At 68.3% G+C, this 22299-nt stretch carries 22 protein-coding genes; 12 read left to right on the forward strand and 10 right to left on the reverse strand.

Going from position 1 to position 22299, the window contains the following annotated elements; translation table 11 throughout:
* Positions 1 to 41 precede the first annotated feature (41 nt).
* On the forward strand, positions 42 to 476 hold the full coding sequence (locus ACWTPI_RS06190) for a group II truncated hemoglobin (RefSeq protein WP_454731209.1): 435 nt from the start codon (positions 42 to 44) through the stop codon (positions 474 to 476).
* Positions 477 to 515: 39 nt separating this feature from the next.
* Here ACWTPI_RS06190 and ACWTPI_RS06195 read toward each other — a convergent pair whose 3' ends face one another.
* The 10 genes from ACWTPI_RS06195 to ACWTPI_RS06240 form a co-directional block, all read right to left on the reverse strand.
* Positions 516 to 1100, reverse strand: coding sequence for an LOG family protein (locus tag ACWTPI_RS06195; protein WP_020203029.1), 585 nt, complete (start codon positions 1098 to 1100; stop codon positions 516 to 518).
* The gene (locus ACWTPI_RS06200) at positions 1097 to 1804 is read right to left on the reverse strand and encodes a TetR/AcrR family transcriptional regulator (RefSeq protein WP_020203030.1); all 708 of its coding nucleotides are present in this window, start codon (positions 1802 to 1804) and stop codon (positions 1097 to 1099) included. The genes ACWTPI_RS06195 and ACWTPI_RS06200 overlap by 4 nt, the downstream gene beginning before the upstream one ends.
* A 181-nt stretch (positions 1805 to 1985) precedes the next feature.
* Positions 1986 to 2483 (reverse strand): diacylglycerol kinase, encoded by a 498-nt coding sequence (locus ACWTPI_RS06205; RefSeq protein ID WP_020203031.1) that lies wholly within the window; start codon positions 2481 to 2483, stop codon positions 1986 to 1988.
* Complete coding sequence (locus tag ACWTPI_RS06210) at positions 2386 to 3528, reverse strand: glycosyltransferase family 4 protein (protein ID WP_020203032.1); 1143 nt, start codon at positions 3526 to 3528, stop codon at positions 2386 to 2388. The genes ACWTPI_RS06205 and ACWTPI_RS06210 overlap by 98 nt, the downstream gene beginning before the upstream one ends.
* Positions 3529 to 3619: 91 nt before the next feature.
* Complete coding sequence (locus ACWTPI_RS06215) at positions 3620 to 4645, reverse strand: UDP-2,3-diacylglucosamine diphosphatase (protein ID WP_059412995.1); 1026 nt, start codon at positions 4643 to 4645, stop codon at positions 3620 to 3622.
* A gap of 131 nt (positions 4646 to 4776) precedes the next feature.
* Positions 4777 to 5754, reverse strand: a complete 978-nt coding sequence (locus ACWTPI_RS06220) for an esterase/lipase family protein (RefSeq protein WP_059412994.1) — start codon at positions 5752 to 5754, stop codon at positions 4777 to 4779.
* Positions 5751 to 6302, reverse strand: coding sequence for an RDD family protein (locus tag ACWTPI_RS06225; RefSeq protein ID WP_454732451.1), 552 nt, complete (start codon positions 6300 to 6302; stop codon positions 5751 to 5753). The genes ACWTPI_RS06220 and ACWTPI_RS06225 overlap by 4 nt, the downstream gene beginning before the upstream one ends.
* Positions 6303 to 6529: 227 nt before the next feature.
* Positions 6530 to 7321 (reverse strand): DUF3106 domain-containing protein, encoded by a 792-nt coding sequence (locus ACWTPI_RS06230; RefSeq protein ID WP_454731210.1) that lies wholly within the window; start codon positions 7319 to 7321, stop codon positions 6530 to 6532.
* A 2-nt stretch (positions 7322 to 7323) separates the two neighbouring features.
* Positions 7324 to 7761: a DUF3619 family protein gene (locus ACWTPI_RS06235; RefSeq protein ID WP_020203615.1), complete on the reverse strand. Its 438-nt coding sequence runs from the start codon at positions 7759 to 7761 to the stop codon at positions 7324 to 7326.
* A complete protein-coding gene (locus ACWTPI_RS06240) occupies positions 7758 to 8324 on the reverse strand; it encodes an RNA polymerase sigma factor (protein WP_020203616.1) in 567 nt (188 codons plus the stop codon). Before ACWTPI_RS06240 ends, ACWTPI_RS06235 begins: the two co-directional genes overlap by 4 nt.
* A gap of 390 nt (positions 8325 to 8714) precedes the next feature.
* Here ACWTPI_RS06240 and ACWTPI_RS06245 point away from each other — a divergent pair, with 390 nt between their 5' ends.
* From ACWTPI_RS06245 to ACWTPI_RS06295, 11 genes are all read left to right on the forward strand, one after another.
* Entirely contained in the window at positions 8715 to 10478 is a 1764-nt protein-coding gene (locus ACWTPI_RS06245; protein ID WP_029043741.1) for an acetolactate synthase 3 catalytic subunit, read from the forward strand.
* Entirely contained in the window at positions 10478 to 10969 is a 492-nt protein-coding gene (ilvN, locus tag ACWTPI_RS06250) for an acetolactate synthase small subunit (RefSeq protein WP_020203618.1), read from the forward strand. Before ACWTPI_RS06245 ends, ilvN begins: the two co-directional genes overlap by 1 nt.
* A 90-nt stretch (positions 10970 to 11059) precedes the next feature.
* Complete coding sequence (ilvC, locus tag ACWTPI_RS06255; protein WP_454731211.1) at positions 11060 to 12076, forward strand: ketol-acid reductoisomerase; 1017 nt, start codon at positions 11060 to 11062, stop codon at positions 12074 to 12076.
* A gap of 154 nt (positions 12077 to 12230) precedes the next feature.
* Positions 12231 to 12875 carry a phosphatidylserine decarboxylase gene (locus tag ACWTPI_RS06260; RefSeq protein WP_020203620.1) on the forward strand — a complete coding sequence of 215 codons (645 nt, stop codon included), beginning with the start codon at positions 12231 to 12233 and terminating at the stop codon, positions 12873 to 12875.
* A 30-nt stretch (positions 12876 to 12905) separates the two neighbouring features.
* Positions 12906 to 13802, forward strand: a complete 897-nt coding sequence (gene pssA / locus ACWTPI_RS06265) for a CDP-diacylglycerol--serine O-phosphatidyltransferase (RefSeq protein ID WP_020203621.1) — start codon at positions 12906 to 12908, stop codon at positions 13800 to 13802.
* Positions 13803 to 13958: 156 nt separating this feature from the next.
* Entirely contained in the window at positions 13959 to 14453 is a 495-nt protein-coding gene (gene lysM, locus ACWTPI_RS06270) for a peptidoglycan-binding protein LysM (protein WP_020203622.1), read from the forward strand.
* Between the two features lie 360 nt (positions 14454 to 14813).
* Complete coding sequence (locus tag ACWTPI_RS06275; RefSeq protein ID WP_020203623.1) at positions 14814 to 16352, forward strand: 2-isopropylmalate synthase; 1539 nt, start codon at positions 14814 to 14816, stop codon at positions 16350 to 16352.
* 338 nt (positions 16353 to 16690) lie between these two features.
* The gene (locus ACWTPI_RS06280) at positions 16691 to 17938 is read left to right on the forward strand and encodes a branched-chain amino acid ABC transporter substrate-binding protein (RefSeq protein WP_020203624.1); all 1248 of its coding nucleotides are present in this window, start codon (positions 16691 to 16693) and stop codon (positions 17936 to 17938) included.
* A gap of 217 nt (positions 17939 to 18155) precedes the next feature.
* Positions 18156 to 18428: a 30S ribosomal protein S15 gene (gene rpsO, locus ACWTPI_RS06285; protein WP_020203625.1), complete on the forward strand. Its 273-nt coding sequence runs from the start codon at positions 18156 to 18158 to the stop codon at positions 18426 to 18428.
* Between the two features lie 435 nt (positions 18429 to 18863).
* The gene (gene pnp / locus ACWTPI_RS06290; RefSeq protein ID WP_020203626.1) at positions 18864 to 21026 is read left to right on the forward strand and encodes a polyribonucleotide nucleotidyltransferase; all 2163 of its coding nucleotides are present in this window, start codon (positions 18864 to 18866) and stop codon (positions 21024 to 21026) included.
* A 184-nt stretch (positions 21027 to 21210) separates the two neighbouring features.
* A complete protein-coding gene (locus ACWTPI_RS06295; protein WP_020203627.1) occupies positions 21211 to 22215 on the forward strand; it encodes an NAD(P)H-quinone oxidoreductase in 1005 nt (334 codons plus the stop codon).
* The last annotated feature ends 84 nt before the right edge of the window (positions 22216 to 22299 follow it).

Consider the following 22299-nt stretch of genomic DNA (forward strand, 5'->3'; position numbering starts at 1 on the left):
GCGGCATGGCCGCCCCGCGCCCGACGACCTGACGAGCATTCATGAGTACCGATCCGAACCCCGCAGCCACTGAAACCACCGATGCTGCTGCCACCGAGACCACCGCCTACGAACTGATCGGCGGCGAGGCGCGCGTGCGCGAACTGGTGGACCGCTTCTACGACCTGATGGACCTGGAAGAGCAGTTCAAGGGGCTGCGCTCGCTCCATCCCGCCTCGCTCGACGGCTCGCGCGACAAGCTGTTCTGGTTCCTGTGCGGCTGGCTGGGCGGGCCCAACCATTTCATCGAGCGCTTCGGCCACCCGCGCCTGCGCGCGCGCCACCTGCCGTTCCAGATCGGCACCAGCGAGCGCGACCAGTGGCTGCGCTGCATGGCGCTGGCGATGCAGGACGTGGGCCTGCCCGACGACCTGCAACTGCGCCTGATGAAGGCGTTCTTCGATACCGCCGACTGGATGCGCAACGTGCCGCGCTGAAGGCCGCCGCGAGGCGGCCGCGGACCCGGCGCGCGGGACTCAGGTCTGCTCGCGCTTTTCCTGCCACTTGTCGACGGTCACGCGCGGCGCGCGGGCGAGCTTGTCGAGGATGCCTTCGGGCGTGGTGTCGACGTGCAGCAGGTCGTTGTGGACCTGCTTGAGGAAGCCTTCGTCGACGGCGTGCTGCAGGAAGCCGCGCATGCCGTCGTAGAAGCCGGCCGCGTTGAGCAGGCCGACCGGCTTGGCGTGGTAGCCGAGCTGCAGCCAGGTGAAGGTCTCGAACAGTTCCTCGAAGGTGCCCACGCCGCCGGGCATGGCGACGAAGGCGTCGGCGCGGTCGGCCATCATCTGCTTGCGCTCGTGCATGTTGCGCACCACGTGCAGCTCGCTCAGGCCGCGGTGGCCCACCTCCTTCTGCATCAGCGCCTCGGGGATGATGCCGATGGCGGTGCCGCCGTGCGCCAGCACGGCATCGGCCACGGTGCCCATCAGCCCGACCTTGCCGCCGCCGTAGACCAGCGCCAGGCCGCGCTCGGCCAGGAGCCTGCCCATCGCGCGCGCCGCTTCGGCGTATTCGGGACGGTTGCCGGGGCTGGAGCCGCAGTAGATGCAAACGGACTTCACTTGTTGTCTTCCTTCTGGTTGGGAGTCTGGGCCGCGCGCGCGGCGGCGTATTCGCGCGCCTGCTGCTCGAACGCCTCGCGCGCCCTGCCGCGCAGGTAGGGCGCGAGGATCGAGAAGATGTGGTAGCTGGCGCCGTGCAGGTAGCCGCGGATCTGGTCCGGGTCGTTGTACTGGCGCGGGTGCTGCACGAACTGGAAGGACAGCCAGTAGGTGGACACCACGACCATGTTGGTGCAGATCGCGTCGACCTGCTCGGGCGTGGCTTCCATCTCGCCGTCTTCCTGGAACTGGCGGCAGATCTCCATCGCCAGGCGCTTCTTCTGCTCGACGATGCGCTTGAAGTTGGTTTCAAGCATGCGGTTGCGCGCCAGCAGGTCGTTGATGTCGCGGTACAGGAAGCGGTAGTTCCACAGGAACTCGGACATGTACTGGAGGTAGCCCCAGCTTTCGTCCAGCGTGGCCTTGTGGTCTTCCGGCAACTTGAGGCGGCGCTCCATCTCCTGCTCGAACAGCATGAAGATGGAGTTGATGATGTCGTCCTTGTTGCGGAAGTGGTAGTAGAGATTGCCGGGGCTGATCTCCATCGCCTCCGCGATCGTGGTGGTCGTCACGTTGGGCTCGCCGAGCTCGTTGAACAGGCGCAGCGAGACGTCGAGGATGCGGTCGCGGGTGCGGCGCGGGCCGGGTTGCGGTTTGGATTCCATGGGCGGCCGGGCGAGCGGCAATTCGGTGGGTTGAAGGCGATTATAAGCAATCGCGCTTGCCGCACTGCCGCATGCGGCAAGCATGGCCTCCATCCTGCCGCCTATCCTGCCGCCAATTTCGCCGCCCATTCCAGCATCCGTCCCGCCACTCATCCCGCCGCCCATTCCCGCCGCGCGCTCCTCATCCGGCCAGTTGCCGCAGCCAGCCGACCACGATCGGCCCGGCGATCGCCAGCCAGGTGCCGCCGCACAGCACCAGCGCCAGCATCACGGCGGCGCTGCCGAAGTCCTTGGCGCGCTTGGACAGGCCGTGGCGCTCCAGCGAGATGCGGTCCACCGCGGCTTCCACGCTGGAGTTGAGCAGCTCCACGATCAGCACCAGCAGCAGCGTGCCCAGCAGCAGGATGCGCTCGACGACGTCCACCGGCAGGAACAGCGCGCATGGCGTGAGGATCGCCACCAGCGTCAGTTCCTGGCGGAAGGCGCTTTCTTCCAGCACCGCGTAGCGCAGCCCGGACAGGGAATTGATGCCCGCATGCCAGGCCCGCGCCAGCCCGCGGTTGCCTTTGTGCGGGTTCTGCTCAATCGTGTAGTCGCTGTTCGGCGAAGCCTTGGCCGGCGCCGAGGTCTGGGCCGCCGGCGGGCGGCTGGATACGGGCGGTCGATGCGGAGTCGGCATGTTCGGATGAGGGACGGGCAGCGCCGCCGGGCGCGTTGTCGCGCGCGGCCGGCAGCGGCTGCAGGTGTGTCAGGAACTGCTCGGAGGCCGCGCGCCACGAGAACCGCTCGGCATGCGCGCGGGCGGTGGCGCGGTCGATGCGCAGTGCCTCCAGGCACGCTTCGCGCAGGTCTTCATGCATCACGCCGGCGCTGCTCTCGCCGAGCACATCGATCGGGCCGGTGACGGGGTAGGCCGCCACGGGCAGGCCGCTGGCGAGTGCCTCGAGCAGTACCAGGCCGAAGGTGTCGGTGCGGCTCGGAAACACGAAGACGTCGGCTGAAGCATACACCTTGGCCAGCTCGGGCTGGCTCAGCACGCCGAGGTAGTTCACGCCCGGATAGCGCGCCCGCAGCGAGGCCAGCGCCGGGCCGTCGCCGACCACCCACTTGGAGCCGGGCAGGTCGAGCGCGAGGAAGGCCTCGACGTTCTTTTCCACCGCCACGCGGCCCACGTAGAGGAAGATCGGATGGGCCGTGTTGAGCACGTTGGCCTGCTGCGTGGTGAACACGTCCAGGTCCACGCCGCGCGTCCACAGCACGCCGTGCGCGATGCCGTAGCGGCGCAGGTCCTGCAGCACCACCGGCGTGGGCGCCATCACCGCGCGCGCCGAGCCGTGGAACCAGCGCAGGAAGGCGTAGGTCCAGGCCAGCGGGATGCCGAAGCGCGCCTGCACGTATTCGGGAAAGCGGGTGTGGTACGCGGTGGTGAACGGCAGCTGCTCGCGCAGCGCGTAGCGGCGCGCGGCCAGGCCGAGCGGGCCTTCGGTGGCGATGTGCAGCGCGTCGGGCGCGAACGCGCGGATGCGCTCGCGCACCTTGGCGCCGGCGAACAGGGACAGCGAGATCTCGGGATAGGTGGGGCAGGGAATGGTGCGGAATTCCTGCGGCGTGATCAGTTCGACCGTATGCCCCAGCGCGCTCAGTTCGCGGCGGGTGGACTTGAGGGTGCGCACCACGCCGTTGACCTGCGGCTCCCAGGCATCGGTGACGATCAGGATCTTCATGTCTGCTCCTTGCGGCGGGCCGCGTGGGTGAGTCCCGGCCCCGGCGGGGTGGGGCCGGGGCCGGGGGACTGCGTTGGTGGCCGGCGCGGGCTCAGGCGGCCGTGACGGCGGCGCGGCGGCCGCTCGTGGCGGGCGCGTCGAGCAGCTTGGTCCAGTAGACGATCTGCAGTTCGCCTTCCTGCGTCTCGACCAGCGCCGACAGGCTTTCCACCCAGTCGCCGTCGTTGCAGTAGAGCTGGCCGTCCACCTCGCGGATCTCGGCCTTGTGGATGTGGCCGCAGATCACGCCGTCGCAGCCGCGGCGGCGCGCTTCCTCCACCATCGCCTGCTCGAACGAGTTGATGTAGTTGACCGCGTTCTTGACCTGGTGCTTGAGGTATTGCGACAGCGACCAGTACGGGAAGCCCAGGCGTGCGCGGACGCGGTTGAAGTGGCGGTTCAGCGCCAGGATCAGCGTGTAGAGCGAGTCGCCCAGGTAGGCCAGCCAGCGCGCGTGCTGCACCACGCCGTCGAACAGGTCGCCGTGCACCACCCACAGGCGGCGCCCGGTGGCGGTGACGTGGATGGCGTCCTCGCGCACGGCGATGTCGCCGAAGGCCAGGCCGTCGAACTGGCGCGCCACTTCGTCGTGGTTGCCGGGCACGTAGATCACCTCGGTGCCCTTGCGCGCCTTGCGCAGCAGCTTCTGCACCACGTCGTTGTGGCTTTGCGGCCAGTACCAGCCGCGCCGCAGCTGCCAGCCGTCGATGATGTCGCCGACCAGGTAGAGCTGTTCCGATTCGTTGTGCTTGAGGAAGTCGAGCAGGTAGTCGGCCTGGCAGCCGGCGGTGCCGAGATGGATGTCGGACAGCCAGATGGCGCGGTAGTGGCGGATCGGGTGGGCGGGATGCGGGGCGGAGGGCGTAGTGGCGGGGGGCGGCAGGCTGGCGGAGGCGGGGGTGGAAGCCCCGCGCGCGGGCGGGCGTTGCTGCAGGGTGCTGGCCGGTGGCATGAAGGCGGCCAGCGCGGCGGGCAGGGACGAGGAGCCGGGCCGCGGCGGGGACTCCGCCGTGCGGCCGCGCAGCAGTTGCGCGGCCTTTGCCAGTTGTCCGCGGGCAGAACGAAGGGCTTGAACCATGGCGGCCTCGGTATCGACGATGGCTGCATTGGGCCAGCCGGCGATGACGAAGCCGTGACGGAAACATGAATGTCACATGACTGTGGCGCGCCGGCAAACACCGCCGCCGCGCGCCGCGCGCGGGCCCGGAGTCAGGCGGCCGGCGCCACCGCGCACAGTCGCGCCAGCGCGCCCAGCGCCGCCTGCGTGGCGCGCGGGTGGCGCAGCAGGCCGACGTGGCCGACGCCGGACAGCGCGACGTGGTGGGCGCCTTCCAGCCACGACGAGCCGGCCGGGCCGGCGATGGAGTCGTGCCAGCTGAACACCGACACTAGCGCGGCGCGCTGGCGCGGGGTCTCGCGCGCCGCCAGCGCGCGCAGCCAGGCGCTGCCGCAGCGCATCTGGCGCGCGTTGAAGCCGCTGCCGTAGCGCGCCAGCGCGCAGCCGTGGTGGGGCGAGCCGAGCGTGACGATGCCGCGGCACGGCGGCGGCTTGCCGCGTCCCGCCACGGCCGCGCGCGCGGCCAGCCCGCCCATGCTGTGGCACAGCAGCAGCGGCGCCTGGCCGGTGGTGGCGGCGATGCGCGCGATGGCGGCGCGCACCTGCAGCGCGTAGTGGTCGAGGTCGCCGAACACGGGTTCGAGGTCGATCGCCTCGCAGTGGTAGCCGGCCGCGGCCAGCGCCGGCTGCATGTCCAGCCAGACTGCGTGGTTGCAGCCGTAGCCGTGCACCAGCAGCAGCGGCGGGCGCGAGCCGGGCGCGCGGGCCGGCGTGAAGCGGCGCCGCGAGCAGAACGGCTGGAGCCAGTCGAACATGCGCAGCACGGCGGCGTATTCGTGCAGGTAGCAGGCCAGCGCCGGCACCGGCGCCAGCGGCGCGGGCCGGGTCGCCAGCAGGGCCGGCGGCCGCGGCGGGCGCTGGCCGGCGGGCACGCCGAAGCCGGCCAGCGAGAGCACGAAGGCGCCGGCCAGCGACAGCCCCAGCAGGCCCAGCACCAGCAGCAGGCCGGCCAGCAGGCCGGCGCCGAGCGTCCAGCCGGCGCGCTCGCGCAGCGCCACCGCGCAGCCCGCCACCGCGGCAGCCTGCAATGCCACCGCGATGCGGCGCAAGGCGGCGGCCGAGAGCGTCATGGCCGGGGCGGGCGCAGGTCGGCCAGGCGGGTGCCGGCCATGCGGTCGTGCAGGAACTGGCGCCGCGGGTCCAGCCACGCCAGCAGGATCCAGATCAGCAGGCCGCCGGCGAGCACGCCGACGAAGGGCCCCTTGATCAGGCCGAGCGCGTGCCCGACGGCCGCCGACGGCGGCAGCCACAGCCACGCCAGCAGGTAGCGCGCGGCGGCGCGCGGCCAGCGCGGCGGCACGCCGGCGGCGGTTTCCACGCGCATGCGCCAGGTCTGCATGGCGAGGGTCTGGCCGTTGCGCTGCCAGAACCAGACGAAGTAGCAGCCCAGCACCAGAAAGCTCCATGCCTGCATGGCGAGCTCGCCGTCCACGCCGAGGCGCCGCAGCACCGGCCGCGCCAGCAGGTAGAGCGCGGTGGAGGCGCTCAGCACGCCGAACAGCAGCACGCCCTCGTAGAGCATGCAGGCGACGCGGCGGCGCAGCGAGGGCGCCGGGCGAGGGGCGCCGGCCGGGGCGGCTGGCTTGGTGCTGGTACGGGAGGTGGCGGCGGCGGGCATGGCGGAATTGGGCAAGGGCGGTGCCGGCCAGGTGCCGGCCGGGAGGAAGGGCGTCGCGACGGTCAGGGAGACCGGCGCGAGGACGGTCACCAAGCCGGTCACGAAGCCGGTCACGAAGTCAGGCACAAAGGACGGACGCGGCGACAGATGCGGCGACGGCGGCGCGCCCGGGCGCAACGCGCATTATGCCAAAGCCCGGCCGGCGGCAGTTGGCCGGGCAGCCGCGCTTATCGGCGGACCGGCTCGTCGGGGCTGGCCGGTCCGCCGGCGTTGCTGGCCGCGGGCTCGGCGCCGGCGCCGGCGTCGTGCGGCGCATCGGGCGCGGCGAGGATCGCGGCGGGCGCCACTGTGCCGGCTGCCGGCGCGGCGGCCGGCAGGTCGGGCACATGCGCGCCGGCGTCGGAGGCGGGGTGGTGGGCGGCCATGTGCGCGGCGGCCGGCACCTTCTTCTCGAGGTGCAGCTGGCGCGTGGTCTCGGCGGGCAGCCGCTTGCCCGAGGGCAGGGCGCTGACCGCGCCCGGGCGGCGCGGCACCTTCTCGGCGGCGGCCAGGTTCTTCTTCTGTTCTTCAGGCAGTTGCTGGTACTTGTCCCAGGCTTCGGCCTTCTTCTGCGGCGGCAGCGAGCGCGTGATCTGGTAGTTCTCGCGCGCCAGCCGGCGCTGCTGCGGCGTCATCTTGACCCATTCGGTCATGCGCGTCTGCAGGCGCGCCTGCTCGGCCGGCGAGAATTTCGGGTAGCGCTCCGCGATCTGCACCCATTTGCGGCGATTCAGTTCGGGGAAGTTGTTCCACTCGCCTTGCAGCGGGGCGAGCACGCGTTGCTGCACGACGGAGAGCTCGGCCCAGGTCGGATGCGCGTTGACGGGGCTGGTGGCGGCAGAAGCGCCGGTGGCGCGGCCGCCCTGGGCCTGGCACGCCAGCGGCGCGGACAGCCAGGCGGCGGCCGCGGCGGCGCCGGCCAGCAGCAAGCCTGCCAGCCGCCGGCGTGGCGCGGCGCGGCGCGAAGGGGTGCTGGCCATCGCTATTGCTGACCGCGTTTCAGGAACACGTGGAAGCCCTGGTCGGCGTAGGCCGCCGGCGGCAGGTCGTCGAGCAGCATGGCGGCATCCACGTCGGCGAGCTCGTCCACGCGCTTCTGCTGCTGCCAGTGGTAGATGCCGATCAGGCCGGCGCCCAGCGCCACCAGCGTCCACACCAGCCCGAGGCGGCGCAGCCAGGCGCCCGCGCGGTGCAGCGGCGAATCGTCTTCGTCGAACGAGACCGTGGCCGCGCCGGCCGTGGCCAGCTGCGGCGCGGCCACCGCGGCATGCGCCTTGCGGCGCGACAGCGCCATGCGCCGCGCGGCGGCGAGCCGTTCGGTCACATTGGCCGGCAACGCGTTCGCCGAGGCATCCAGTGCCGTGCGAATCTCGTGTGCCAGGCGGCGTTCATTGATTTCTTTTTCGTTTCTGTTACTCATAGTCGGACCCCCCGCGCTCGCAATGCCTGCGCCAGTGTGTGCGTGGCGCGGGAACAGTGAGTCTTGACGCTGCCTTCCGAGCATCCCATGACAGCAGCCGTTTCCGCGACGTCCATATCCTCCCAGTAACGCATCAGGAAAGCTTCGCGTTGACGTGTCGGCAGGCGCTGGATCTCCTGTTCGATGATGTGCATGGTCTGGGCGCGTTCCACTTTGTCGGCGCTGCTTTCGGCGGATTCGGAGCCGATTTCGGCCTCGAAAGTGTCGAGCAGGTCATTATCTTCGCCTTCCCGGTCGTCGCGCAGGTTGGAAAACAGCGTGACCCAGGTGTTTCGCACCTTCTGACGGCGGAACCAGTCGTGGATGGTGTTCTGCAGTATGCGCTGGAACAGCGGCGGCAGTTCGCCGGCGCTCTTGTCGCCGTATTTCTCGGCGAGCTTGATCATGGCGTCCTGGACGATGTCCAGGGCGGCCTCGTCGTCGCGCACCGCAAACACGGCCTGTTTGAAGGCGCGCCGCTCGACGCTGGCGAGAAAGTCGGATAGTTCCTGATCGGTTGCCATGCAGGCGGGGTACAGACGGTGAGGCCGCGGCCGGTGGATGTGCGGGTTACGGCTGCCCGCACGTCCAAAATGGGGGGAATGCTAGCAAATAACCCTGTGGGTGACCATCTTTGTTCTTTGTTGCGGTCATTCACGGGCCCGCCGGCACGGGCTGCAATGGCCGCGGCGCGCGCGGAAAACCGCACCGCGCCGGGCGCGCCCGGGCAGGCAGAAAGCCGTAGACCAGCCTGATGCATTGCGGTATCATCGTTGGTTCACGACATCAGTGGTTGTCTCATCAGGCCGCTTATGAGGCGGTCTACCATGCAGACGCGCACCGCTTGAACCCGCGCCACAAGCCCGGCAGAGAGCATCCGAACAATTTTTTGCCGAAAATTGCAAAGGACTGAAATGAACATGCCCAGCGCGGAATTCTCCCACGCAGACAGCAATTCATCTGCCGCACCCGAAATGATCGGTGCGGAAATCCTCGTTCACGCACTTGCCGAAGAAGGCGTCGAGTACGTCTGGGGCTACCCCGGCGGCGCAGTGCTGTATATCTACGACGAGTTCTACAAGCAGAAGAAGATCGAGCACATCCTGGTGCGCCACGAGCAGGCTGCGGTCCATGCCGCGGACGGCTATGCGCGCGCGACCGGCAAGGTGGGCTGCGCCCTGGTGACTTCGGGTCCCGGCGTCACCAACGCGGTGACGGGCATCGCCACGGCCTACCTGGATTCGATCCCGATGGTGGTGATCACCGGCAACGTGCCGACCCACGCCATCGGCCAGGACGCATTCCAGGAGTGCGACACGGTCGGCATCACCCGCCCGATCGTCAAGCACAACTTCCTGGTCAAGGACGTCCGCGATCTCGCTTCGACCATCAAGAAGGCGTTCTACATCGCCGCGACCGGCCGTCCCGGCCCGGTGGTGGTGGACATCCCCAAGGACGTCTCGCGCAACGCCTGCAAGTACGAGTATCCCAAGTCGATCGACATGCGCTCGTACAACCCGGTGAACAAGGGCCATTCGGGCCAGATCCGCAAGGCGCTCGCGCTGTTGCAGGGCGCCGAGCGGCCGTTCATCTACGCCGGCGGCGGGGTGGTGCTGGCCAACGCCAGCGAGGAGCTGCGCCAGCTGGCCGCGCTGACCGGCCATCCGGTCACCAACACGCTGATGGGCCTGGGCTCGTTCCCCGGCACCAGCAAGCAGTTCGTCGGCATGCTCGGCATGCACGGCACGTATGAAGCCAACATGGCCATGCAGAACTGCGACGTGCTGATCGCCATCGGCGCGCGCTTCGACGACCGCGTGATCGGCAACCCGGGGCACTTCACCTCGCAGCCGCGCAAGATCATCCACATCGACATCGACCCGTCTTCGATCTCGAAGCGCGTCAAGGTGGACATCCCCATCGTGGGCAACGTCAAGGACGTGCTGCAGGAGCTGATCTCGCAGCTGCAGGCCAGCGACGTCAAGCCCCGGCGCGAGGCCCTGGCCCGCTGGTGGGAGCAGATCGAGCAGTGGCGCTCGGTGGACTGCCTCAAGTACGACCGCAATTCCGAGATCATCAAGCCGCAGTACGTGGTCGAGAAGATCTGGGAACTGACCAAGGGCGATGCGTACATCTGCTCGGACGTCGGCCAGCACCAGATGTGGGCCGCGCAGTTCTACAAGTTCGACCAGCCGCGCCGCTGGATCAATTCCGGCGGCCTGGGCACGATGGGCGTGGGCCTGCCGTATGCGATGGGCATCAAGAAAGCCTTCCCCGAGAAGGAAGTGGTGACCATCACCGGCGAAGGCTCGATCCAGATGTGCATCCAGGAACTGTCGACCTGCCTGCAGTACGACACCCCGGTCAAGATCTGCGCGCTCAACAACCGCTATCTCGGTATGGTGCGCCAGTGGCAGGAGATCGAGTACGACAACCGCTACTCGCACTCCTACATGGACGCGCTGCCCGACTTCGTCAAGCTGGCCGAGGCCTATGGCCACGTCGGCATGCGCATCGAGAAGACCTCGGACGTCGAGCCCGCGCTGCGCGAAGCGTTCCGCCTGAAAGACCGTACCGTGTTCCTCGACTTCCAGACCGACCCCACCGAAAACGTGTGGCCGATGGTGCAGGCCGGCAAGGGCATCTCCGAGATGCTGCTCGGCGCGGAGGACCTGTGATGCGACATATCATTTCGGTCCTGCTGGAAAACGAACCGGGCGCGCTGTCGCGCGTGGTCGGCCTGTTCTCGGCGCGCGGCTACAACATCGAGACGCTGACGGTGGCACCCACCGAGGACGCCTCGCTGTCGCGCATGACCATCGTCACGAGCGGCTCCGACGACGTGATCGAGCAGATCACCAAGCACCTGAACCGCCTGGTGGAGGTGGTCAAGGTGGTGGACCTGACCGAAGGCGCGCACATCGAGCGTGAGCTGATGCTCGTCAAGGTGCGCGCGGTCGGCAAGGAGCGCGAGGAAATGAAGCGCACCGCCGACATCTTCCGCGGCCGCATCATCGACGTCACCGAGAAGACCTACACCATCGAGCTGACCGGCAACGGCGTCAAGCTCGACGCCTTCCTCGACGCCATCGACCGCGCCGCCATCCTCGAGACCGTCCGTACCGGCGGCTCGGGCATCGGCCGCGGCGAACGGATCCTGAAGGTCTGACCCGATTGCAGTATCCCCGGGCGGCATCGCCGCGCGCCGCGTGGCAGCCGCTACCCCGACACACGAAAACGAAAGCTTGAAGGAACCATCATGAAAGTGTTTTACGACAAGGACGCCGACCTCTCCCTGATCAAGGGCAAGAACGTCACCATCATCGGCTACGGCTCGCAAGGCCACGCCCACGCGCAGAACCTGAACGACTCGGGCGTCAAGGTCACGGTCGGCCTGCGCAAGAGCGGCGCATCGTGGAACAAGGCCGTCAACGCCGGCCTGCAGGTCAAGGAAGTGGCCGAGGCGGTCAAGTCCGCCGACGTGGTCATGATCCTGCTGCCGGACGAGCAGATCGCCGAGGTGTACAAGAACGAAGTGCACGACAACATCAAGGAAGGCGCCGCGCTGGCCTTCGCCCACGGCTTCAACGTGCACTACGGCGCCGTGATCCCGCGCGCCGACCTCGACGTGATCATGATCGCGCCGAAGGCCCCGGGCCACACCGTGCGCTCGACCTACGCGCAAGGCGGCGGCGTGCCCCACCTGATCGCCGTGCACCAGAACAAGTCCGGCGCCGCCCGTGACATCGCCCTGTCGTACGCCACCGCCAACGGCGGCGGCCGCGCCGGCATCATCGAGACCAACTTCCGCGAAGAAACCGAAACCGACCTGTTCGGCGAGCAGGCCGTGCTGTGCGGCGGCACCGTCGAGCTGATCAAGGCCGGCTTCGAGACGCTGGTGGAAGCCGGCTACGCGCCGGAAATGGCCTACTTCGAGTGCCTGCACGAACTGAAGCTGATCGTCGACCTGATCTATGAAGGCGGCATCGCCAACATGAACTACTCGATCTCCAACAACGCCGAATACGGCGAGTACGTCACCGGCCCGCGCGTCGTGACCGCGGAGACCAAGAAGGCCATGAAGCAGTGCCTGACCGACATCCAGACCGGCGAGTACGCCAAGAGCTTCCTGCTCGAGAACAAGGCCGGCGCGCCGACCCTGATCTCGCGCCGCCGCCTGACGGCCGAGCACCAGATCGAGGAAGTGGGCGCCAAGCTGCGCGCCATGATGCCCTGGATCGCCAAGAACAAGCTGGTCGACCAGTCGAAGAACTAAGTCGGAATGCAGTCCTGGGCCCGCCGTTTCGCGCGGCGGGCCGCGGCCGTCCGGCCTTCCGCGCGTTCGGTCCCCGCTTCCGGGGGCGCTTTCGCGCGGGGGCTGGACGGCTTTTTGTTATCCTTGTCAGACTTTACCTTCTACCAAGCATTGCATGAACTATCCTCATCCGCTGATCGCCCGTGAAGGCTGGCCGTTCCTGGGCATTGCCTTTGTCATCTCGCTGCTGGTGCAGGTCAGCGCCGGCTTCTGGTGGGCCCTGCCGCTGTGGATCGTCACGCTGTTCGTGCTGCAGTTCTTCCGCGACCCGCCGCGGCCGATCCCGGCCCAGCCGAACGCCGTGCTGGCCCCGGCCGACGGCCGCATCGTGGTGGTCGAGAAAACCCAGGACCCCTATGCCGGGCGCGAGGCGCTGAAGATCAGCGTGTTCATGAACGTGTTCAACGTGCACTCGAACCGCGTGTCGGTGGACGGCCAGGTGGAGAAGGTCGAATACTTCCCCGGCAAGTTCGTCAACGCCGACCTCGACAAGGCCTCGCTCGAGAACGAGCGCAACGCCGTGGTGATCCGCCGCGCCGGCGACGGCAAGGTGGTGACGCTGGTGCAGGTCGCCGGGCTGGTGGCGCGCCGCATCCTCTGCTATACCCGGGTGGGGGAGACCCTGTCGCGCGGCCAGCGCTACGGCTTCATCCGCTTCGGCTCGCGCGTGGACGTGTACCTGCCCGTGGACGCGCGCCCGCGCGTGACCATCGGCGAGAAAGTGTCGGCGTCGTCGACGGTCCTGGCCGAGCTGGACTGATCCGGCCCGCGGCCACTGGAGAAAACAGGCATGGGTGCATTCAACCGGCGCAACAAGCGCGCCAGCAACGGCAACGTGACGCATCTGCGTCCGTTCCGCCACAACCAGTTGCGCGGCGGCGAGCCGGACGGCTACGACGATGCCGCCGACCCCGACATCGAATACGTGCGGCCGCGCCGGCGCGGCATCTACCTGCTGCCCAACGCCTTCACCACCGCGGCGCTGTTCGCCGGCTTCTTCGCCATCGTGCAGGCCATGAACATGCGCTTCGACACGGCGGCCATCGCCATCTTCGCGGCGATGGTGCTGGACGGCATGGACGGCCGCGTGGCGCGCATCACCAATACCCAGAGCGCGTTCGGCGAGCAGTACGACTCGCTGTCCGACATGACCTCGTTCGGCGTGGCGCCGGCGCTGGTGATGTACGAGTGGATCCTGCACGACCTCGGCAAATGGGGCTGGATCGCCGCCTTCGTCTACTGCACCTGCGCCGCGCTGCGCCTGGCGCGCTTCAACGCCAACATCGGCGTGGTCGACAAGCGCTTCTTCCAGGGGCTGCCCAGCCCGGCGGCGGCGGCGCTGGTGGCCGGCTTCGTGTGGCTGGTGATCGACAACAAGCTGCCGGTCAAGGATTTGTGGATGCCGTGGGTGGCGTTCGGCATCACGCTGTACGCCGGGCTGTCGATGGTGTCGAACGCGCCGTTCTACAGCGGCAAGGCGCTCGACGTGCGCTACCGCGTGCCGTTCGGCATGATGGTGCTGGTGCTGGTGCTGTTCGTGGTGGTGTCGACCGACCCGCCGGTGGCGCTGTTCGGGCTGTTCGTGGCCTACGCGATCTCCGGCTACCTGCTGTGGGGCTGGCGCGCGCTGCACGGGCAGCCGGCCGGCGTGCGCAAGGCGCGCGACGGCGGGAACGAACGTTCCTGAGCCGTTCCGGTGAAAAGGCGCTGCGGCGCCTTTTCTTTTTTTTACTCTTCAGTGCTCGCTCTTTTACCGCCGCTCTCTTATCTTGGCTCTCTGATCCCGGCTGCTGTTGCGCCGCTGTTGCGTTGTTGTTCCTTTTCACGATCACAGGAGGTTCTCATGGGCATGCTCGACTTCATCAAGGAAGCAGGAGAGAAACTGTTCGGCGGCGGCGAGGCCAAGGCGGCCACGCCAGCTGCCGCGCCCGCGGCCGATGCCGACGCGGCCAACCGCGCCGCTGGCGACGCCATCGAGGGCTACATCAGGCAGATGGGCCTGGACGCCACCGGGCTGACGGTGCAGGTGGACGGCTCGCAGGGGCTGGTGACGGTGTTCGGCGTGGCGCCCGACCAGGCCACGCGCGAGAAGATCATCCTGTGCTGCGGCAACGTGCAGGGCGTGGACAAGGTCGACGACAAGATGTCGGTCAACGTGGAGACGGCCGAGTCGCAATGGCACACCGTGGTCAAGGGCGACACGCTGTGGGCGATCTCCCAGACCGCCTACGGCAACGGCGCGCTGTACACCGCCATCTTCGAGGCCAACCGCCCGATGCTGTCGAACCCGGACAAGATCTATCCGGGGCAGAAGCTGCGCATCCCGCCGAAGGCCTGACGGCGGGGCACCGATGGCCGGGGCGGCGCAGACACCGCCTGCGGCCATCGGGCATCGACTATCGGCACGATTGATGCGTCCATGTTGCGCGCGCCCGGCTTCTCGGCTATAGTCGCTGACATGATTTCGCGCCAAGCCCTACTCGCCCGCACCACGCTAGGTGGCCTACTAGGCCATCAGGTCGGGATGCGTTCGCGCTGAGGGAAGCCAACACCCTCGCGCAAAGTCACACAGGATTCACAAACGCCCCGGCCTGCTTCACTGCACGCCGGGGCGTTCTGCATTCAGCGCCGGCGCAGCGAGAACAGGCCAGGCCCGCCAGACGCCAAGCACAACAGATAAAGCCCAGGAGCCCCATCCATGTCCGACAAACTCATCATTTTCGACACCACCTTGCGCGACGGCGAGCAGTCGCCCGGCGCCTCCATGACCCGCGAGGAAAAGATCCGCATCGCGCGCCAGCTGGAGCGCCTGAGGGTGGACGTGATCGAAGCCGGCTTCGCGGCCAGCTCCAACGGCGATTTCGAGGCCATCCGCGCGATCGCCCAGGTGGTCAAGGACTCCACCATCTGCTCGCTGGCCCGCGCCAACGACAAGGACATCGCCCGCGCCGCCGAGGCGCTCAAGCCGGCCAACTCGTTCCGCATCCATACCTTCATCGCCACCTCGGCGCTGCACATGGAGAAGAAGCTGCGCATGACGCCGGACCAGGTCTATGAGCAGGCCCGCCTGGCCGTGCGCTTCGCGCGCCAGTTCACCGACGACATCGAGTTCTCGCCCGAGGACGGCAGCCGTTCGGACATGGACTTCCTGTGCCGCGTGCTCGAAGGCGTGATCGCCGAGGGCGCCACCACCATCAACCTGCCCGACACGGTCGGCTACGCGGTGCCGGAAGGCTACGCCGCGCTGATCCGCTCGGTGCGCGAGCGCATCCCCAATTCCGACAAGGCGATCTGGTCCGTGCACTGCCACAACGACCTCGGCATGGCGGTGGCCAATTCGCTGGCGGCGGTCAAGCTCGGCGGCGCGCGCCAGGTCGAGTGCACCATCAACGGCCTCGGCGAGCGTGCCGGCAACACCAGTCTCGAAGAGGTGGTGATGGCGGTCAAGACGCGCCGCGACTACTTCGACATGGACGTCGGCGTGGACACCACGCAGATCGTGCCGGCCTCCAAGCTGGTCTCGCAGATCACCGGCTTCGTGGTGCAGCCCAACAAGGCCGTGGTCGGCGCCAACGCGTTCGCGCACGCCTCGGGCATCCACCAGGACGGCGTGCTCAAGGCGCGCGACACCTACGAGATCATGCGCGCCGAGGACGTGGGCTGGAGCGCCAACAAGATCGTGCTGGGCAAGCTCTCGGGCCGCAACGCGTTCAAGCAGCGCCTGCAGGAGCTCGGCATCACGCTCGACAGCGAAAGCGAGATCAACGCCGCCTTCGCGCGCTTCAAGGAACTGGCCGACCAGAAGGCCGAGATCTTCGACGAAGACATCATGGCCATCGTTTCCGACGAGGCCCACGACGTCAACGACCACTTCCGCTTCATCTCGCTGTCGCAGCGCTCGGAAACCGGCGAGCGTCCGCACGCGCGCGTGGTCTTCAACATGGACGGCCAGGAACTGATCGGCGAAGCCGAGGGCAACGGCCCGGTCGACGCCACCCTGCATGCGATCGAAAGCAAGGTCAACAGCGGCGCCGAGCAGGTGCTGTATTCGGTCAACGCCATCACCACGGGCACCCAGGCCCAGGGCGAAGTGACGGTGCGCCTGTCCAAGGCCGGGCGCATCGTCAACGGCGTCGGCACGGACCCGGACATCGTGGCGGCTTCGGCCAAGGCCTACCTGGCCGCGCTGAACAAGCTGCACGACAAGGCCGTGCAGAAGATCAACCCGCAGATCTGACCCGGATCCCCGCGGCAAGCCCGCGGCCTATCCGGCCACGCGGCTTGAACCGGCCCGCCCGTTTCCCACGAGGACGCTGGCGGGCGTTTTGCGTTTCGTTTGGGCTTTCTTTTGCGCTGTCTTTGCGCTTCCTTCGCGCCGTCTTTGCGGCTTCTCGCGCTCCCCGCGCGCAATGCGCGGGCTTCAGCGGCGCCGGCATCCGGCGCGCATCCCGTGGCAACGGGCGTCATGGTGCCGCCTTCGCGGCGCCGCGCTTTCTGTCGGGCGAGGGCCGCCGCGGTTTGCCTCGGCCCGCGTCCGTGGCTTACCATGCATCGCTTTCGACGGGAGGGCTCTCGATGTGGAGTAGACGATGGCTGGCCGGCTGCCTGCTGGCGCTGGCCGCCGCGGGCGCGGGCGCGCAGGAGCCGATCCGGCTGGGCATGATCGAAGGGTTGTCCGGTCCGTTCGCCAACGCCGGCGACGCGGTGGTGCGCAACCTGCGCATCGCCGTGGAGCGCGTCAATGCGCGCGGCGGCGTGAAGACCGCGCAGGGCGCGCGCCCGTTCGAGCTGGTCACGCTCGACAGCAAGGGCAACGTCGACGAGAGCCTGATGCAGTTCCGCGCGCTGACCGACCGCCACATGCCGTTCGTCCTGCAGGGCAACAGCTCGGCGGTGGCCGCCGCGCTGGTCGGCGCGGTCAACCGCCACAACCAGCGCCAGCCCGACGCGCGCGTGCTGTTCCTCAACTACTCGGCGGTCGACCCGGCGCTGACCAACGAGAACTGCAGCTTCTGGCACTTCCGCTTCGACGCCAGCGCCGACATGCGCATGCAGGCGCTGACCGAGGTCATCCGCGCCGACGCGGGCGTGCGCCGCGTCTATCTGATCGACCAGGACTACAGCTTCGGCCACCAGGTGGCGCGCTCGGCGCGCGAGATGCTGGCCGCCAAGCGCCCCGACCTGCGCATCGTCGGCGACGAATTCCACCCGATCGGCAAGATCAAGGATTTCGCGCCGTACATCGCCAAGATCAAGGCCAGCGGCGCGGACGCCGTCATCACCGGCAACTGGGGCAACGACCTGACGCTGATGGTCAAGGCCGCGCGCGAAGGCGGCCTGAACGCCAGGTTTTACACCTTCTACGGCAACGGCCTGGGCGCGCCCGCGGCGATGGGCGACGCCGGGGTGGGGCGGGTGCTGGCGGTGGCCGAATGGCACCCGAACGTGGGCGGCGCCGCCTCGGATGCGTTCTACCGGGCCTTCCGCGCGCGCTACCCCGAGCCGCGCGACGACTACGTCCACCTGCGCATGCAGATGATGGTCGAGATGCTGGCGCGCGCGATCGAGCGGGCCGGCTCGACCGACGCCGTCAAGGTGGCGCACGCGCTGGAGGACATGCGCTACGTCAACGACTTCCACGAGGCCACCATCCGCGCCAGCGACCACCAGGTGCTGCAGCCGCTCTACGTGTCGGTGATGGAGAAGCAGGGCGGGGAGGTGCGCTTCGACAACGAGGGCTCGGGCTACGGCTTCCGCACGGTCAGGAAACTGAAGGCAGCGCAGACCACATTGCCGACGACGTGCCAGATGGAACGGTTCTGAGGGATTTGCTGGCAAGCGCGGCCGGATTTCCGCTATAATCGCCGGCTGTCACGGCCAAACCGGGGTCATCCACGGGGCGGGCGGCGGCAAATATGCCTGAAAAGCAACGCAAGCATCGCAAACCAGCAGCACAAGCAATGCAAAAGGGCAATGCAAAAGGCACGACGCAGGCGGCGCATTCCGCGCTGTAGCGTTCGCAAGTGAAAAGGAAATCATCATGGCAGCAGCCGAAACCAGCAGCAAGACCGACATCATCAAGCAGTTCGCACGCGCAACCAACGACACCGGCAGCCCCGAAGTCCAGGTCGCCCTGCTGACCAACCGCATCAACGAACTGACCCCCCACTTCAAGGCCAACATGAAGGATCACCACAGCCGCCGCGGCCTGCTGCGCATGGTGAGCCGTCGTCGCCGCCTGCTGGACTACCTCAAGGCCAACGATGCCGACCGCTATCGTTCGCTGATCGAGAAGCTGGGCCTGCGCAAGTAAGCACCCCAGGATCGTCCGGATGGCAGCGCGAATGGATGCACTGCACGCCTTCGCGTGAAGCCATGAATGCCTGCGTCAGCGCTGCTGATGCAGGCATTTTGTTTTTGCGGGCCGAGGCCCGCGACGCTGCCGGGTGGCGCGATGTCCGTTGTGACTTCGGTTCCACCCGGCAGCGCCAGGCGCCACCGCCTGGCGCCCGTTGCGCCAAGACGTGCAACGGAGTAAGTTAGTCCGTTCTTTAGCTTTTTTTCACACCGGAGTCGGGCAAGGAAGCGGGGCTTTGTGTCATTCCAGCGTGGTATCCGCGGTCGCGGGTATCCCGCTGGAATGGCATAGCACTTCCCTGTGACCGCGACCGACGCGCATCCGGCGGTTCGCCCGCGGCTGCTAACGCGGGCATTGCACAAGCGTGCAAGCACGAACAAAGGAACGCTCATGACCATGTTCAATAAAGTCGTCAAGGAATTCCAGTGGGGCCAGCACACGGTGCGCCTGGAAACCGGCGAAATCGCCCGCCAGGCTGGCGGCGCCGTGATCGTCGACGTGGAAGACACCGTGGTGCTGGCCACCGTGGTGGCCGCCAAGTCGCCCAAGGCCGGCCAGGACTTCTTCCCGCTGACCGTCGACTACATCGAGAAGACCTACGCCGCCGGCAAGATCCCCGGCGGTTTCTTCAAGCGTGAAGGCCGTCCGTCGGAAAACGAGACGCTGACCTCGCGCCTGATCGACCGTCCGCTGCGCCCGCTGTTCCCGGAAGGCTTCTACAACGACGTGCAGGTGGTGATCCACGTGCTGTCGCTGAACCCGGAAGTGCCGGCCGACATCCCCGCGCTGATCGGCGCCTCGGCCGCGCTGGCGGTGTCGGGCATCCCGTTCAGCGGCCCCGTGGGCGCGGCCCGCGTCGGCTACAAGGACGGCCAGTACCTGCTCAACCCGACCCGCGCGCAGATCGCCGCGTCGGAGCTCGACCTGGTCGTGGCCGGCACCGAGCGCGCCGTGCTGATGGTGGAGTCGGAAGCCAACCAGTTGTCGGAAGACGTGATGCTGGGCGCCGTGGTCTATGGCCACGAGCAGATGCAGACCGCCATCAACGCCATCCATGACCTGGTGCGCGACGGCGGCAAGCCCGAGTGGGACTGGGCGCCGGCGCCGAAGAACGAAGCGCTGATCGCCAGGATCGGCGAGATCGCGCTGCCGCTGCTGCAGGACGCCTACCAGCTGCGCCAGAAGTCCGCGCGCAGCCAGAAGCTCAAGGAAGTCTACGCCGCCGTGACGGCCCAACTGGCCGAAGCCGGCGTGGAAGCCGACAAGGTCGAAGTGGGCAACGTGCTGTTCGACATCGAAGCGAAGATCGTGCGCAGCCAGGTGCTGTCGGGCGAGCCGCGCATCGACGGCCGCGACACCCGCACGGTGCGCCCGATCGAGATCCGCTCGTCGGTGCTGCCGCGCGCGCACGGCTCGGCCATCTTCACCCGCGGCGAGACGCAGGCGCTGGTGGTGGCCACGCTGGGCACCAAGGGCGACGAGCAGATCATCGACGCGCTGGCCGGCGAATACCGCGACCGCTTCATGCTCCACTACAACATGCCTCCGTTCGCCACCGGCGAGACCGGCCGCGTGGGCAGCCCGAAGCGCCGTGAAATCGGCCACGGCCGCCTGGCCAAGCGCGCGCTGATCCCGGTGCTGCCGAAGGACGACGAGTTCGCCTACACCATCCGCCTGGTCTCCGAGATCACCGAATCGAACGGCTCGTCGTCGATGGCCTCGGTGTGCGGCGGCTGCCTGGCGCTGATGGACGCCGGCGTTCCGGTCAAGGCGCACGTCGCCGGCGTGGCGATGGGCCTGATCCTGGAAGGCAACAAGTTCGCCGTGCTGACCGACATCCTCGGCGACGAGGACCACCTCGGCGACATGGACTTCAAGGTGGCGGGCACCGACGCCGGCATCACCGCGCTGCAGATGGACATCAAGGTCCAGGGCATCACCAAGGAAATCATGCAGGTCGCGCTGGCGCAGGCCAAGGAAGGCCGCCTGCACATCCTGGGCAAGATGCAGGACGCGATGGGCCACGCGCGCACCGAGCTGTCGGAGCACGCGCCGCGCATGATCACCATGAAGATCCATCCGGACAAGATCCGCGAAGTGATCGGCAAGGGCGGCTCGACCATCCAGGCGCTGACCAAGGAAACCGGCACCACCATCGACATCCAGGAAGACGGCACCATCACCATCGCCTCGACCTCGACCGAAGGCATGGCCGAAGCCAAGCGCCGCATCGAAGGCATCACCGCGGAAGCCGAAGTGGGCAAGATCTACGCCGGCACCGTGCTCAAGCTGCTGGACTTCGGCGCGATCGTCAACATCCTGCCGGGCAAGGATGGCCTGCTGCATATCTCCGAGATCGTCAACGAGCGCGTCAAGGACATCAAGGACTGGCTCAAGGAAGGCCAGCAGGTTCGCGTCAAGCTGATCCAGGCCGACGAGAAGGGCCGCCTGCGCCTGTCCCTGAAGGCCGCGCTGGCCGAAGAGGGCGGCAGCATCAGCCCGATCGTCAACAGCGACGCGCCGGCGAACCCGTCGGCGGAACAGCAGCAGTAAGCTGCCCCGCGGTACCCGTAGCAGGAAAAACGGCTGGCGATGTCCAGCCGTTTTTTTGTTTACACTGCGCGAGTCCCAGCCCGGCGCCGCGGCGCGCCTCCAGGGGCCGCGCCGCCGCCGGGCCCCCCGATACCGACCCCAGCCATGCGCGCACGCCGCCGCATGCGCAATGCAAGGAGAAGACATGCAAGCCATCGAAATCCGCGAATACGGCGCCCCCGAGGTCCTGCAGCTGACGCAGCGCCCCGATCCCGAGGTCCGCGCGGGCGAGATCCTGATCCGCGTGAGCGCCGCCGGCGTCAACCGCCCCGACGTGTTCCAGCGCACCGGCAACTACCCGGTGCCGCCGGGCGCGTCCGATCTGCCCGGCCTGGAAGTGGCGGGCGTGGTGGCCGGCGGCGACCTCGCGCATGCCGACAACCGCTTCGGCCTCAAGCTCGGCGACCGCGTGTGCGCGCTGGTGCAGGGCGGCGGCTACGCCGAGCTGTGCGCGGCGCCCGCGGCGCAGTGCCTGCCAGTGCCGGCGGGCTTGTCGGACGTCGAGGCGGCGGCCCTGCCCGAGACCTTCTTCACGGTGTGGAGCAACGTGTTCGACCGCGGCTACCTCGGGCGCGGCCCGCTCGGCAAGGACGAGACCCTGCTGATCCAGGGCGGCTCGAGCGGCATCGGCACCACCGCCATCCAGATCGCCAAGGCGCTCGGCCACAAGGTCTTCGTGACCGCCGGCAGCATCGAGAAATGCCGCGCCTGCGAGGCGCTCGGCGCCGACCGCGCCATCAACTACAAGACCGAGGACTTCGTCGCCGAGGTCAAGGCGCTGACCGGCGGGCGCGGCGCCGACGTCATCCTCGACATGGTGGCCGGCCCCTACCTCGCGCGCGAGCTGGCCTGCGTGGCCGACGACGGCCGCATCGTCATCATCGCGCTGCTGGGCGGCGCCAAGGCCGAGATCCCGCTGGCCGACATCCTGCGCCGGCGCATCACCGTGACCGGCTCGACGCTGCGCCCGCGCCCGGTGGCGTTCAAGGGCGAGATCGCGCAGGCGCTGCACCGGCACGTGTGGCCGCTGCTGGCCGCCGGCAAGATCAAGCCGGTGATCCACCAGACCTTCCCGGCGGCGCAGGCCGCCGACGCGCACCGCCTGATGGAGTCCAGCGAGCACATCGGCAAGATCGTGCTGACCTGGTAAGGGGCGGCGGGGCAGGGCGCGGGCGCTTCCCAGGGCCGGTCCAGGGCCGCTCTGGTGGCGTAGGGCCCGCGCCCGCGCTACAAT

The sequence above is a fragment of the Cupriavidus ulmosensis genome, from assembly GCF_977008105.1.

Coding starts and splice junctions, on each gene's coding strand:
- ACWTPI_RS06235 (WP_020203615.1), bottom strand. CDS start 7,761: ATGAGTAACAGAAACGAAAAAGAAATCAATGAACGCCGCCTGGCACAC.
- ACWTPI_RS06205 (WP_020203031.1), bottom strand. CDS start 2,483: ATGCCGACTCCGCATCGACCGCCCGTATCCAGCCGCCCGCCGGCGGCC.
- ACWTPI_RS06245 (WP_029043741.1), top strand. CDS start 8,715: ATGAACATGCCCAGCGCGGAATTCTCCCACGCAGACAGCAATTCATCT.
- ACWTPI_RS06215 (WP_059412995.1), bottom strand. CDS start 4,645: ATGGTTCAAGCCCTTCGTTCTGCCCGCGGACAACTGGCAAAGGCCGCG.
- ACWTPI_RS06210 (WP_020203032.1), bottom strand. CDS start 3,528: ATGAAGATCCTGATCGTCACCGATGCCTGGGAGCCGCAGGTCAACGGC.
- ACWTPI_RS06260 (WP_020203620.1), top strand. CDS start 12,231: ATGAACTATCCTCATCCGCTGATCGCCCGTGAAGGCTGGCCGTTCCTG.
- ACWTPI_RS06200 (WP_020203030.1), bottom strand. CDS start 1,804: ATGGAATCCAAACCGCAACCCGGCCCGCGCCGCACCCGCGACCGCATC.
- ACWTPI_RS06230 (WP_454731210.1), bottom strand. CDS start 7,321: ATGGCCAGCACCCCTTCGCGCCGCGCCGCGCCACGCCGGCGGCTGGCA.
- lysM (WP_020203622.1), top strand. CDS start 13,959: ATGGGCATGCTCGACTTCATCAAGGAAGCAGGAGAGAAACTGTTCGGC.
- ACWTPI_RS06295 (WP_020203627.1), top strand. CDS start 21,211: ATGCAAGCCATCGAAATCCGCGAATACGGCGCCCCCGAGGTCCTGCAG.
- ACWTPI_RS06280 (WP_020203624.1), top strand. CDS start 16,691: ATGTGGAGTAGACGATGGCTGGCCGGCTGCCTGCTGGCGCTGGCCGCC.
- ACWTPI_RS06225 (WP_454732451.1), bottom strand. CDS start 6,302: ATGCCCGCCGCCGCCACCTCCCGTACCAGCACCAAGCCAGCCGCCCCG.
- ACWTPI_RS06275 (WP_020203623.1), top strand. CDS start 14,814: ATGTCCGACAAACTCATCATTTTCGACACCACCTTGCGCGACGGCGAG.
- ilvC (WP_454731211.1), top strand. CDS start 11,060: ATGAAAGTGTTTTACGACAAGGACGCCGACCTCTCCCTGATCAAGGGC.
- ilvN (WP_020203618.1), top strand. CDS start 10,478: ATGCGACATATCATTTCGGTCCTGCTGGAAAACGAACCGGGCGCGCTG.
- ACWTPI_RS06190 (WP_454731209.1), top strand. CDS start 42: ATGAGTACCGATCCGAACCCCGCAGCCACTGAAACCACCGATGCTGCT.
- ACWTPI_RS06240 (WP_020203616.1), bottom strand. CDS start 8,324: ATGGCAACCGATCAGGAACTATCCGACTTTCTCGCCAGCGTCGAGCGG.
- pssA (WP_020203621.1), top strand. CDS start 12,906: ATGGGTGCATTCAACCGGCGCAACAAGCGCGCCAGCAACGGCAACGTG.
- rpsO (WP_020203625.1), top strand. CDS start 18,156: ATGGCAGCAGCCGAAACCAGCAGCAAGACCGACATCATCAAGCAGTTC.
- ACWTPI_RS06220 (WP_059412994.1), bottom strand. CDS start 5,754: ATGACGCTCTCGGCCGCCGCCTTGCGCCGCATCGCGGTGGCATTGCAG.
- pnp (WP_020203626.1), top strand. CDS start 18,864: ATGACCATGTTCAATAAAGTCGTCAAGGAATTCCAGTGGGGCCAGCAC.